Annotated in this window: 13 protein-coding genes; 9 read left to right on the forward strand and 4 right to left on the reverse strand. The window is 71.4% G+C overall.

Annotated elements, in window-relative coordinates; all coding sequences use genetic code 11:
* The first annotated feature begins 34 nt into the window (after positions 1 to 34).
* The 7 genes from IFU40_RS10330 (at position 35) to IFU40_RS10360 (ending at position 6,552) form a co-directional block, all read left to right on the forward strand.
* A complete protein-coding gene (locus IFU40_RS10330) occupies positions 35 to 1,546 on the forward strand; it encodes an ABC transporter substrate-binding protein (RefSeq protein ID WP_191926260.1) in 1,512 nt (503 codons plus the stop codon).
* On the forward strand, positions 1,543 to 2,493 hold the full coding sequence (locus IFU40_RS10335) for an ABC transporter permease (protein ID WP_070408325.1): 951 nt from the start codon (positions 1,543 to 1,545) through the stop codon (positions 2,491 to 2,493). The genes IFU40_RS10330 and IFU40_RS10335 overlap by 4 nt, the downstream gene beginning before the upstream one ends.
* Positions 2,490 to 3,359, forward strand: coding sequence for an ABC transporter permease subunit (locus IFU40_RS10340; protein WP_191926261.1), 870 nt, complete (start codon positions 2,490 to 2,492; stop codon positions 3,357 to 3,359). Before IFU40_RS10335 ends, IFU40_RS10340 begins: the two co-directional genes overlap by 4 nt.
* The gene (locus IFU40_RS10345; RefSeq protein ID WP_191926262.1) at positions 3,356 to 4,258 is read left to right on the forward strand and encodes an ATP-binding cassette domain-containing protein; all 903 of its coding nucleotides are present in this window, start codon (positions 3,356 to 3,358) and stop codon (positions 4,256 to 4,258) included. The genes IFU40_RS10340 and IFU40_RS10345 overlap by 4 nt, the downstream gene beginning before the upstream one ends.
* Entirely contained in the window at positions 4,255 to 5,043 is a 789-nt protein-coding gene (locus tag IFU40_RS10350) for an ABC transporter ATP-binding protein (protein ID WP_191926263.1), read from the forward strand. The genes IFU40_RS10345 and IFU40_RS10350 overlap by 4 nt, the downstream gene beginning before the upstream one ends.
* Before the next feature lie 137 nt (positions 5,044 to 5,180).
* Positions 5,181 to 6,239, forward strand: a complete 1,059-nt coding sequence (locus IFU40_RS10355) for a M4 family metallopeptidase (protein WP_191926264.1) — start codon at positions 5,181 to 5,183, stop codon at positions 6,237 to 6,239.
* Complete coding sequence (locus IFU40_RS10360) at positions 6,226 to 6,552, forward strand: protealysin inhibitor emfourin (protein WP_191926265.1); 327 nt, start codon at positions 6,226 to 6,228, stop codon at positions 6,550 to 6,552. The genes IFU40_RS10355 and IFU40_RS10360 overlap by 14 nt, the downstream gene beginning before the upstream one ends.
* Before the next feature lie 30 nt (positions 6,553 to 6,582).
* Here IFU40_RS10360 and IFU40_RS10365 read toward each other — a convergent pair whose 3' ends face one another.
* The 3 genes from IFU40_RS10365 to IFU40_RS10375 form a co-directional block, all read right to left on the reverse strand.
* Entirely contained in the window at positions 6,583 to 7,194 is a 612-nt protein-coding gene (locus IFU40_RS10365; RefSeq protein ID WP_055835940.1) for a GNAT family N-acetyltransferase, read from the reverse strand.
* A gap of 62 nt (positions 7,195 to 7,256) precedes the next feature.
* A complete protein-coding gene (locus IFU40_RS10370) occupies positions 7,257 to 7,943 on the reverse strand; it encodes a uracil-DNA glycosylase (RefSeq protein ID WP_191926266.1) in 687 nt (228 codons plus the stop codon).
* Positions 7,940 to 8,425, reverse strand: coding sequence for a phosphoribosyltransferase (locus IFU40_RS10375; RefSeq protein WP_055834678.1), 486 nt, complete (start codon positions 8,423 to 8,425; stop codon positions 7,940 to 7,942). The genes IFU40_RS10370 and IFU40_RS10375 overlap by 4 nt, the downstream gene beginning before the upstream one ends.
* A gap of 157 nt (positions 8,426 to 8,582) precedes the next feature.
* Here IFU40_RS10375 and IFU40_RS10380 point away from each other — a divergent pair, with 157 nt between their 5' ends.
* Positions 8,583 to 10,082 (forward strand): MFS transporter, encoded by a 1,500-nt coding sequence (locus IFU40_RS10380; RefSeq protein WP_191926267.1) that lies wholly within the window; start codon positions 8,583 to 8,585, stop codon positions 10,080 to 10,082.
* A gap of 199 nt (positions 10,083 to 10,281) precedes the next feature.
* Here IFU40_RS10380 and IFU40_RS10385 read toward each other — a convergent pair whose 3' ends face one another.
* A complete protein-coding gene (locus tag IFU40_RS10385) occupies positions 10,282 to 11,070 on the reverse strand; it encodes an SDR family oxidoreductase (protein ID WP_191926268.1) in 789 nt (262 codons plus the stop codon).
* Between the two features lie 135 nt (positions 11,071 to 11,205).
* Between IFU40_RS10385 and IFU40_RS10390 the strand changes: the two genes are divergently transcribed.
* Complete coding sequence (locus tag IFU40_RS10390; RefSeq protein WP_055936764.1) at positions 11,206 to 12,528, forward strand: bifunctional o-acetylhomoserine/o-acetylserine sulfhydrylase; 1,323 nt, start codon at positions 11,206 to 11,208, stop codon at positions 12,526 to 12,528.
* The last annotated feature ends 59 nt before the right edge of the window (positions 12,529 to 12,587 follow it).

Consider the following 12,587-nt stretch of genomic DNA (forward strand, 5'->3'; position numbering starts at 1 on the left):
GGATGCCCTCGGCCTGCGAAAGGACATCCCCGCAATGCTGCGCCGCACCGCCCTCGCCACGAGCGCGCTCCTGATCGGAGCCCTCCTGCTCACCTCCTGCACCGGACCCGGCACCTCACCCGCCCCGACCGGTGACGTCAACCCCGACGCCACCCTCACGGTGGGTCTGTCGCTGGAACCGTCGAACCTCGACATCCGCCACACCAGCGGAGCCGCCCTCGAGCAGGCCCTCGTCGACAACGTCTACCAGGGTCTCGTGACCCGCAACGGCGACGACGACAACGCGATCGTCCCGGCCCTGGCCACGGAGTGGACCATCTCGCCCGACGGGCTGACCTACACCTTCACCCTGCGGGAGGGCGTGACCTTCCACGACGGCACCGCGATGACCGCCGACGACGTGGTCACCTCGCTGCAGACGGCGAAGGACGACGCGACCATCCAGAACAGCGCCGACCTCGCCAACGTCGCCTCGATCGCCTCGCCCGACGCGTCCACCGTCGTGCTGACGCTCGCGCAGCCGAACATCGACTTCCTGTTCACCCTGACCGGCCGCGCCGGACTCGTGTTCAAGAACGCCGACACGACGAACTTCCAGACCGCCGCGAACGGCACCGGGCCGTTCACGGTGGCGTCGCGCAACACCGGTCAGAGCCTCACGCTCGCGCGATACGACGGGTACTGGGGCGACAAGGCCGGCGTCGCCGAGGTCGTCCTCGACTACATCCCCGACCGCAGTGCGGCCGTCAACGCCGCCGTCAGCGGCGACCTCGACGTCGCCCTCGAGGTCGACCCCGAACTGCAGAGCCAGGTCGAGGGCACCGGGAACTTCACCATCGACACCGGCCTGACCACCGACAAGGCGACTCTGGCGTTCAACAACCAGCGCGCCCCCCTCACCGATCAGCGGGTGCGCGAGGCCCTGCGTCTGGCCATCGACCACGACGCCCTCGTCGAGACGGTCATCGCCGCGCAGACCCTGAACGGTCCGATCCCCCCGCTCGACCCCGGGTACGAAGACCTCACGGGCAGCGTGTCGTACAACCCCGACCGCGCCCGCGACCTGCTCGCCCAGGCCGGTGCCGAAAACCTCGAGCTGACGCTGACGATCCCCAACGTCTACCCCACGTCGATCCCGACGTTCCTCGTGTCGTCGTTCGCCGACGTGGGCGTCACCCTGAAGGTCGAATCGGTGGACTTCTCGACCTGGCTGCAAGACGTCTACACGAACCACGACTACGACCTGAGCTTCGTGCGTCACGTCGAGGCGCGCGACTTCGGCAACTGGGCGAACCCCACGTACTACTTCGGGTACGACAACGCGACGGTGCAGAGCCTGTACGCGCAGGCCCAGGCGACCACCGACGAACAGCAGTCCTCCGACCTGCTCGCCGAGGCCGCCCGCATCGTCGACGACGAGGATGCCGCCGACTGGCTGCTCCTGGCCACCCCGCGCACCGCGGTCGGCACGAACGTCGCGAACTTCCCGAAGAACTCGCTCAACGTGCGCCTGCCCCTCGCGGGCGTGACGGTCTCATCGGAGTGATCCGCTACGCGCTGACACGGCTGGGCCTGCTTCTCCTGGGCCTGGCCGTGGCCAGCGCGCTGATCTTCCTGTCGCTGCGGGTGCTCCCCGGCGACGTCGCGCAGCTGATCGCCGGAACGCAGTCGACCCCCGAGCAAGTCGCCGCCCTGCGCGAGAGCCTGGGCCTCGACGTGCCGCTGTGGACGCAGTACTTCGATTGGATCGGCGGGCTGCTGCGGGGCGATCTGGGTACCTCCCTGGTCACCGGCGAGTCGGTCGCGGCCGAACTCCTCGATAAGGCGCGGGTCACCGTGCCCCTCGCGGTCATGTCACTCACGGTCGCCCTGCTCATCGGCATCCCGCTCGGAGTGCTGTCGGCCCTCGGCCGGCGCACCGCCGGGGGGACCGCCCTCAGCGTCGCGTCGCAGGCCCTGGCCGCCGTGCCGGTGGTGTGGGCGGGGATGCTGCTGGTGGTCGTGTTCGCCGTCTGGCTGGGCTGGCTGCCGCCGCAGGGGTTTCCTCGCGCCGGGTGGAACGACCCCGGGGCGGCGTTCCGCGCCCTCGTGCTCCCCGCGCTCACCATCGGCGTGGTCGAGGGCGCGATGCTCCTGCGGTTCGTCCGCAGCGCCACCCTGCAAGCCCTCGGGCAGGACTACGTGCGCACGGCCGCGGCGAAGGGACTGACCCGCACGCGGGCGTTGGTGCGCCACGGACTGCCGAACGTCGGACTGTCGGTGATCACGGTGCTCGGACTGCAGATCGCCGGCATCATCGTCGGCGCCGTCGTGATCGAGCAGCTGTTCACCCTTCCCGGCGTCGGCCGCATGCTCGTCGCCGACGTCGCGGCGCGCGACCTCCCGAAGGTGCAGGGCGAGCTGCTCGCCCTCACCGGGTTCGTGCTGCTCGTCGGCTTCGTCGTCGACCTCGTGCACCGCCTGATCGATCCCCGCCAGCGGGAGGCCTCGTGAGCACCCTGAAACGCCTGTGGAATCTGGGCACCGGCCGGTTCGGCATCCTGATCGTCGTGCTCCTGGTGATCACGGCCGTGGTGTCGCTGGTGTGGACGCCGTTCGATCCCGCCGCCGTCGACGCGCGTGCGCGCTGGTTCTCCCCCTCGTGGCCGCACGTGCTCGGCACCGACAACAACGGTCGCGACATCGCGAGCCTGCTCATGGCGGGGGCCCGCACGACGATCGTCGTCGCCGTCGGGGCCGGAATCGTCGCGTCGGTGCTCGGCCTCGCCCTCGCCGCCCTCGGCTCGCTCACCGCGCGGTGGATCCGCGAGAGCATCGCCGTGCTCGTCGACATCCTGATCGCGTTCCCCGTGCTCATCATCGCCATGATGATCTCGGCCGTCTGGGGCGGCTCCCTCGCCGTGGTCATCTGGTCGGTGGGGATCGGCTTCGGCGTCAACATCGCCCGCGTGACGCGCCCGGAACTGCGTCGCGTGCTGCACAGCGACTTCGTGCTCGCGGGGCGTGCCAGCGGCCTGACCCCCTGGCAGAACCTCACCCGGCACCTGCTGCCCAACGTCGCCCCCGTCTTCATCGTGCAGCTGTCGTGGGGCATGGCGGTCGCCGTGCTCGCCGAGGCCGGACTGTCGTACCTGGGCTTCGGCGCCCCGGTCACCCAACCGTCGTGGGGGGTCCTGCTGAGCGATCTGCAGTCGTACATCTCGGTGCACCCGCTCACCGTCGTCTGGCCGGGGCTGGCGATCACCCTCACCGTGCTGGGGCTCAACCTGCTCGGCGACGCCCTGCGCGAAGCCGCCGACCCGACGCTCGCCCAGCGTGCACCCGCCGCCCGCACCCACGTTCCGGGAGTGGTCGCATGAGCCTCGTCGTGAAAGACCTGCGCATCGAGATCGGCGGCCGCGCCGTCGTCGACGGCGTGTCGTTCGAGGTGCCCGACGGCGCGCGGGTGGGCATCATCGGCGAATCGGGCTCGGGCAAGTCCCTCACCGCCCTGGCGATCCTGGGGCTGCTGCCCGACGACGCCCGGGCCTCGGGAAGCGTGAGATGGAACGACCGCGAGATCCTGGGTCTCGACGACCGCGAGCTCGCGCGCCTGCGCGGCGACGACATCGGCATGGTCTTCCAGGAGCCGCGGACCGCCCTCAACCCCATCCGCACGGTCGGACGCCAGATCGGCGAATCGGTGCGCATCCACGAGGGCGTCTCCCGCCGCGAGGCGGCCCGCCGCGCCGTGCTCGAGGCGGAACGCGTCGCCCTTCCCGACCCGGAGCGCATCGTCGCGCGCTATCCGCACCAGCTCTCGGGCGGTCAACGCCAGCGGGTCGCGATCGCGATGGCGCTCGCGTGCCGTCCCCGTCTGCTGATCGCCGACGAACCGACCACGGCCCTCGACGTCACCATCCAGGCCGGGATCCTGTCGTTGCTGCGGTCCCTGGTCCACGACGCCGGGATGTCCCTCGTCTTCATCACCCACGATCTCGCGGTGCTGGCGCAGGTCGCCACCCACGCCGTGGTCCTCGAGCACGGCCGCGTGGTCGAGCACGGAGCGGTCGCCGACCTGCTGCGGGCACCGTCGTCGCCGGTCACGCGAGCGCTGTTGCGTGACGCGACGGCGACGCTCTGGCATCCCGAGACCGCGGGACAGGATGCCGCGGCCCCGGCCGGCGTGCCGGTCGAGCCCACGCAGCGCGACGCGGGCGGGTCCGGCGCGACCGCCGCCGCCTCCGACGCCGCGCCGACCGGTGGGGAGACGCCATGACCGAGACGCTCATCCATGCGCGCGGGCTCTCGCGCACCTATCCCGCACCGCGGAAGGGCTTCGCCCGGCCCGAACGCACGACGGCTCTCGACGACGTCGACCTGTCGGTGCTCGCGGGCTCGGCGGTGGGGATCATCGGCGAGTCGGGATCGGGCAAGTCCACGCTCGTCCGGCTGCTGCTGGGCCTGGACACCCCGTCGGCGGGCACCGTGGAGGTGACGGGGCGCCCCGTCGTCGCCGGCGGCTCCGCCCGCTCGCTGCACTGGCTGCGCCGCACCACCGGGATGGTTTTCCAAGACCCGTACGCGTCGCTCGATCCGCGCATGGACGTCGGTCGCATCGTGGGCGAACCCCTCTGGGCCCTGGGCGTCGACGGCGACCGGCGCGCCCGGGTGCGCGACGTGCTCGTGCAGGTCGGCCTCGATGCCGACATGGCTTCGCGCTTCCCCCACGAGTTCTCGGGCGGTCAGCGCCAGCGCATCGCGCTCGCGCGCGCCATCGTGCACCGCCCGCGGATCCTCGTCGGCGACGAGCCGCTCTCGGCCCTCGACGTGACCGTGCGCGCGCAGATCCTGCGCCTCATCGCGCGCCTGCGCGCCGACAAAGACCTGACCCTCGTGCTCGTCTCGCACGACATCGGCGTCGTGCAGAGCGTGTGCGACCAGGTCATGGTGATGAAGGACGGCAAGGTCGTCGAGCAGGGCCCGACCGAGAAGGTGCTGCTGCAGCCCCAGGCGTCGTACACGCGGCAGCTGTTGGCGTCGATCCCGACCCTGCCGCGCTGAAGTTCGCCGCCGCCGCGAGAACGGGCCTCGGCGTGGCGGTCTTCGCGCGGATGGCCCCATCCCGTGCGCTGCGGAGCGCCGTCGTGCGGGTGAGCAAGGGATGCCGCGATGTCGGAGGTCGGCGCTAACCTCGGCGCATGTACCCCGGCATCGTTCCCCCGTTCCTGCTCGATCGGCTCGCGTCCACCGACGACCCGCGGCTCGCACGCGCGGCCGCCGCGGCACGCAAGACCCTGGCGATACCGCGGCCGCCGCGGCCCACCCGCACCCGGCTCCGGCTGTCGATCGACGGCGACGCGCTCGTCGCCGAGGCGGTTCCCGCCCCCGATCGCATCATCTCCGACGCGCAGAACAGCGAGAATCTGCCCGGTCGACGCGTGCGCAGCGAAGACGAAGAGCCCGTCGGCGACGCCGCCGTCGACGAGGCCTACGACGGTCTCGGTGCCACGTACGACTTCTTCTGGGACGCCTTCGCACGCGACGGCATCGACGCGGCGGGCGGTTCGCTGCTGGCCACGGTGCACTTCGGCGACGACTACGACAACGCGTTCTGGAACGGCGAGCGCATGGTGTTCGGCGACGGCGACGGCGAGGTGTTCGTCGGGTTCACCCGCTCGCTCAGCGTCATCGCGCACGAGCTCGGCCACGGGGTGACCGAGGCCGCCGGGGGTCTCGAGTACCAGGGGCAGTCCGGCGCCCTGAACGAGTCGTTGTCCGACGTGTTCGGCGCCCTCGCCGAGCAGCATCGGCTCGGCCAGAGCGCCGACGAAGCGTCGTGGCTGATCGGCGCGGGCATCTTCGCGCCCGACGTGCAGGGCGAGGCGCTGCGGTCGATGAAGGCACCCGGTACCGCCTACGACGACGACGTGCTCGGCACCGACCCGCAGCCCGGGCACATGCGCGACTACGTCGAGACCGACGACGACAACGGGGGCGTGCACATCAACTCCGGCATCCCCAACCGCGCCTTCCACGTCGCCGCGACGACACTGGGCGGCTTCGCCTGGGAGCGCGCCGGACTCATCTGGTACCGCACCCTCACCGCGGGCACCCTCTCCCCCACCGCCGACTTCGCCGCCTTCGCCGCCGCCACGCGCGCCACCGCCGCCAGCGAGTACGGTGAGGAGTCCGAGGAGGTCGCCGCCGTCCGCGCCGCATGGGTCGCAGTCGGCGTCGAGGAGGATGCCGCAGCCTGACGCCGCGAACGACGAGCGCTTCGCCGTGGTCGTCGTGCGCTCGGGCGGCCTCGCCGGGCTGCAGAAGCAGTGGCGGGCCGAGCCCGACCCGGCGCGTCTTGCTCAGTGGCGCGAACTCGTCGAGAGCTGCCCGTGGGATGCCGCCCCCTCGGCGTCGCCGGGTGCCGACCGCTATCAGTGGCGCATCGAGGTGCATCGCGGAGGCATCGCCGTGCGGCGAGCGCGGTTGGGCGACGGTCAGGTCGACGGTCCCTGGCGCACGCTCGTCGACGAGGTGCGCCGGGCCGCGCCGTCGACGCCGCGGCGGCGCTGACCCGAGAGGCGCGGGGGCGCGCGGCTCGCGTCAGCCGAACAGCCTCCGACGCTTCTTCTTCGACACGATGCTCTTCTGCAGGTACACGACTCCGAGCCAGCGGCCGAACTTGAAGCCCACGCGGCCCATGCGACCCACCTCGGTGAACCCCAGCTTCTCGTGCAGGGCGATCGACGCGTCGGCTCCCTTGTCGCTGATCGCGGCGACCATCTCGCGGATGCCGAGCTCCTGGCACGCGGAGATCAGCGCCTCCAGCAGGGCGCGGCCGAGTCCCTTGCCCGCCGCGGCCTGACCGAGGTAGATCGAGTTCTCGACCGTGTACCGGTACGCCGACTTGGACTGCCAGGGCTGCACCAGCGCGTACCCGAGCACTTGACCGCTGGGCGACTCCGCCACGAGGAAGGGCAGTCCGAGCTTGTTCAACGTGGCGAACTTGTCGCGCCACTTCGCGATCGTCCAGGCCTTCTCGTCGAAGGTCACGACGGAATTGCGCACGTAATAGTTGTAGATCTCGCGGATGTGGGGGATGTCGGCCTCGGTGGCCGGGCGGATCTCATACGTGAACGGTCGTTCGGGCTCCGGCGCACGCCGCAGGTGCGTGGGCAACCGACGGCGGGCCTTCTCGTACTCCTCTTCCAGCACGCTCGACACTTTACGCACAGCGGCGTTTCGAGCGTGTGACCCCGGGCCGCGCGGCGCTGTCGTCAGGCCGGGAGACGCCAATCGACGGGGTCCGCGCCCTGCTCCTCGAGCAGGGTGTTGACCCGCGAGAACGGCTTCGAGCCGAAGAACCCCCGGCTGGCCGACAGGGGCGACGGATGCGGCGACGACACGATGGCGGTGTCACCGAGCAGGGGGGCCAGGTTCATGGCATCCTTCCCCCACAGCACCGCGACCAGCGGCGCCTCGCGGGCGACGAGGCTGCGGATGGCGTGGTCGGTCACGCGCTCCCACCCCCACCCCCGATGGGATGCCGGGGAACCCGGCGCCACGGTGAGCACGCGGTTCAGCAGCATGACGCCCTGCGCGCCCCAGGCCGAGAGGTCGCCGTGCGACGCGGGGGCGATCCCCAGGTCGTCGGAGAGCTCGCGGTAGATGTTCGACAGGCTCCGCGGCACGGGCCGCACGTGCGGGTCGACCGCGAACGACAGGCCGATCGGGTGCCCCGGGGTGGGGTACGGATCCTGGCCGACGATCAGCACGCGCACCGCGTCGATCGGCGTGCGGAACGCACGCAGCACGAGGTCACCGGCGGGGAGGTACGGCTGCCCCTCGGTGCGCAGGCGCTCCCCGAGCGCCGCGATGTCGTCGGCGACGGGGGCGAGGGGCGTCACCCACGACGCGTCGATCAGGCCGGCATCGGCGAGCTGCGCGAGAGTCTTGCCGCTCACGCGGCGTCTTCTTCGTGCACCGACCCTTGGTGCGACCAGGGGAAGTCGATCCAGAGATCGGTGTCCTTCCACGCGTAGTCGGGGGTGATGATCGTCGACGGCTTCGTGTAGATCACGGCGGAACGGGTCTCGGCGCCGTGCCGGCCGAGGAGCTTCACGGCGAGGTCGAGGGTGCGACCGCTGTCGGCGACGTCGTCGACGAGGAGCACCCGTCGTCCGGTGAGGTACGACAGGTCGAGCTCGGGGGGCAGCAGTTCGGGCGCATCGAGGACGGTGCCGACGCCGGTGTAGAACTCGACGTTGAGAGCGCCGCAGTTCTTCACACCCAGTCCGTACGCGATGGCGCCGCCCGGCAGCAGTCCGCCTCGGGCGATCGCGACGACCACCTCGGGGTGGAACCCGTCGGCGACGATCGCCCGGGAGATGTCGCGCGTGGCGACCCCGAAATCGTCCCAGCTCAACCGCTCGCGCTCGTCCGTCACACCGGACTCCTCTCGTCGACTCGTCTCACCCTAGGGCGTGATCGAGACGCCGCCGCGCCCGATGCCGCCTCATCGCGGGGTGCCCGGTGCGATCGTGGCACCCCGGCGGGGAGTCGATTGCGGATGCCGAGGACGGCGGCGGTGCTATCGTCGCGCCATGTCGCGCATCTCGGGTGCGGTCGGACGGGTGCGCACCTCGGCGCTCGGGGTGACCGCGGGGCTCATCGGGTGGTTCGTGCTGGTGGAGCTCGCCAGCGGCATCCTTCAGGGGTTCTACGTCCCCCTGCTGCCCGACATCGTCACGCACCTGGGGATCCGCGACGCCGACGTCAACTGGTTCGAAGCCGCGCAGCTTCTGCTGTCGGCGCTCGTGCTGCCGGTGCTGGCCAAACTCGGCGACATGTTCGGGCACAAGCGCGTGCTGCTGTTCTCGGCGATCGCGACCGCGGCGGCGAGCTGGTGGCTCGTCTTCGCCGACTCGTTCACGACGTTCCTGCTGGCCTGGGCCCTGCAGGGCTTCTACGTCGTGTGGCTGCCGCTCGAGATCGCCCTGATCTTCGACCGTGGACGCCGGCAGCAGCGGGGGGTGTCGCAGACCCGCCGCGCCGCAGGTCTGCTCGTCGTGGGATTGCAGGCCGGCGCGATCATCGGCGCCCTGGCCGCGGGGCGCCTCTTCACCGCGACCGGGGGCGATCTGCGACTCTCGCTCGCCGTCCCCGCGATCGTCGTGACGCTCATCTGCCTGGTGATCTGGTGGGGCGTGCCCGAGTCCGAGCCGTCGACGAGCGACCGCCGCCTCGACCTCGGCGGCTTCACGATCCTCGCCGGCGCCCTGCTCTGCGTCACCGGCGCCCTGTCGTTCGTGCGGCTCCCCGACGGCCCGGGTCCGATCGCGATCGTCGGGCTGCTGGCCGCGGGCCTCGTGCTGGGCGTGGTCTTCGTGCTGTTCGAGCTTCGCCAACGCGACCCGGCCATCGACATCCGCGTGCTGCGCCGGCCCGAGATGTGGCCGGTGCAGGCCACGGCCTTCCTCGTGGGCATCAGCCTGCTGGGAGCGCAGGGCCCGCTCGCGACCTACGCCGGCACCGACCGCGCGCTCGGCTACGGCCTGGGACTCGACGCCGCGGACCGGTCGAACGTCATCGGCGTCTATCTCGTCTCGCTCATCGTCGGCGCCGTGCTGTTCGCCGTGACCTCGCGGTGGGCGAGTCCGCGAGCGATGCTGATCGGGGCGGCGACGCTCGTGGGCGCGGGATACGCGCTCCTGCTCCCCCTGCACGTCGAGCTCTGGCAGGTGCTGCTGTGCCTCGCGATCGCCGGGATGGGCTCGGGCGCCCTCGTCGCGGCGATGCCCGCGGCCGCGGCCGCCGCCGCTCCTCGCGGGCAGACGGGGGTGGCATCCGCCCTCACCAACACCACCAAGACCGTGGGCGGAACGATGTCGTCCGCCGTCTTCGGCGTGGTCCTCGCCGGTGGAGCCGGGGCGGCCGTGGCCGCCACCGCCGCACCGCTCGCGGGCTACCTGACGGTGTGGGCGATCTGCGCGGCGGGCGGATTCGCCGCGGCCGTGCTGCTGTTCTTCGTGCCGAAAGTGGCGTTCGCCGACAGTGCCGAGACCGAGACCGCCGCCCACGCCGCACGCGGCGAGGTGGCCTGAGCGACGACCTCGGGTTCGAACGGCCGGGGATCGACGGGCCGGCGGTGATCGCGGCGGAGAGACCGACGGTGACGGCCTTTCGGCTGCTCCTTGCGTTCGCTCCGACGTGGACGGCCCCTCGGCGACACGGGCGCTCGCCCTGCCGGGCACGGACCCTCGGCTACTCCGGGCGCCAGCTCTGCCGGGAACGGCCTCTCGGCTACTCCGGGCGCTCGCTCTGACGGGGGCGCAGCGGCCCCCGCGCGAGCAGGTGCTGCGCCGACTGCGCGACGGGGCGCATCGTCACGAGGTCGAGGTTGACGTGCCCCGGTGCATCGAGCGCGTAGGCGATGACGTCGGCGACGTCGTCGGCGACCAGGGGGGCCTCGACGCCCTCGTAGAGCTTGTCGACGGCATCGTGGTCGCCGCCCACGCGGTTGAGGGTGAACTCCTCGGTGCGCACCATGCCCGGCGCGATCTCGATCACACGGATCGGTTCGCCGTTGAGCTCGAGCCGCAGGGAGTTCACGAGCATGGCCTCGCCCGCCTTGGCGGCGTTGTACCCCGCCCCGCCCGGGTACGCCGTCTGCGCGGCGGTGGAGGTGACGAACAGCGCGTCCGCGTGCCCGACGCGCGTCGCGGCCTCACGGAGGAGCGGGAGAAGGGATGCCACGAGCCGCTGCGACGAGAGCACGTTGGCCTCGAACATCCAGCGCCAGTCGTCGGCGTCGCCGTCTTCGACCCGGTCGGTGCCGCGCGCCCCACCGGCCACCTGCACCAGCGCGTCGACGCCACCGGTCTCGGCGAGCCAGGCCGACAGGTCGGCGATGTCGTCGGCGACGGTGAGATCGGCCGCGCGGGCGACGACACCGGTCTCGGCCTCGAGCGCAGCGAGCCGCTCGGCCCGGCGGGCGACGCCCACCACGTCCCACCCGCGCGAGCGCAGCAGTCGCGCCGTCGCCTCTCCGATACCCGAACTGGCCCCGGTCACCACTGCACGTCGCGTCATGGCATCCACGCTACCGGCACCCTCCGACACGGGTGTTACGGCCCGTGTCCGCCCCTGTTGTCGGTGCCGGAGGCGGTGTCTACGCTCGCATCAGGCCACGGCGACCGCCCAGGCCACCCGAGCTGAGGAGCGGCCATGTCGGCATCCGAGAACTGGCGTTTCGAGACCAAGCAGATCCACACCGGTGCCCAGCCCGATCCGGTGACCAAGGCCCGAGCCACGCCGATCTACCAGACCACCTCGTACGTGTTCGACAACGCCGACCACGCCGCGAACCTGTTCTCGCTGGCCGAGTTCGGCAACATCTACACGCGCATCCAGAACCCCACGCAAGACGTCGTCGAGCAGCGCGTCGCGGGGCTCGAGGGCGGCACGGGCGCTCTGCTCGTCGCCAGCGGCCAGGCGGCCGAGACCATCGCCGTGCTCAACATCGCGCAGGCCGGCGACCACATCGTGTCGTCGAGCTCGATCTACGGCGGCACCTACAACCTCTTCAAGTACACCCTCGCGAAGCTCGGCATCGAGACGACGTTCGTCGAGAACCAGGACGACCCCGCCGCCTGGCGTGCCGCCGTGCGTCCCAACACCAAGCTCTTCTTCGCCGAGACCATCGGAAACCCGAAGATCAACGTGCTCGACATCCGCACGGTCGCCGATGTCGCGCACGAGGCCGGCGTGCCGCTCATCGTCGACAACACGATCGCGACGCCCTACCTCATCCGTCCCTTCGAGCACGGCGCCGACATCATCGTGCACTCCGCGACCAAGTTCCTCGGCGGGCACGGCACCACGATCGGCGGCGTCATCGTCGACGGCGGCACCTTCCCCTGGTCGGAGCACTCCGACCGGTTCCCCGGCCTGACCACGCCCGATCCGTCGTACCACGGCGCCGTCTACACGCAGGCGGTCGGCGACGGTCTCGCGTACATCATCAAGGCGCGCGTGCAGCTGCTTCGCGACCTGGGTGCCTCCATCGCGCCGCAGAGCGCCTGGCAGCTCATCCAGGGCATCGAGACCCTGTCGCTGCGCATCGAGCGTCACGTGCAGAACGCTCAAGAGATCGCGGAGTGGCTCGAGTCGCACCCCGATGTCGCGACCGTGAACTACTCGGGCCTGCCCACCTCGCCCTGGTACGCCGCCGCCAACAACTACGCCCCCAAGGGCGTGGGTGCCGTGCTCTCGTTCGAGCTCAAGGGCGGTGTCGAGGCAGGTCGCGAATTCGTCAACTCGCTCAGCCTGTTCAGCCACCTCGCCAACATCGGCGATGTGCGCTCGCTCGTCATCCACCCGGCATCCACCACGCACTCCCAGCTCACGCCCGAGCAGCAGCTCACCGCCGGTGTCACGCCGGGCCTCGTGCGCCTGTCGGTGGGTCTCGAGAACATCGCCGACCTCAAGGCCGACCTCGACCAGGCCCTCGCCGCCGCGCGGCGACTGTCCGAGGCCTCGCGCGTCTGACCCCCTCTCACGAAACGCCCCGACCCGGACACCCGGGTCGGGGCGTTTCGCGGCGTCGA

The organism is Microbacterium sp. CFBP 13617 (assembly GCF_014839445.1).
Taxonomy (GTDB): Bacteria; Actinomycetota; Actinomycetes; order Actinomycetales; family Microbacteriaceae; genus Microbacterium.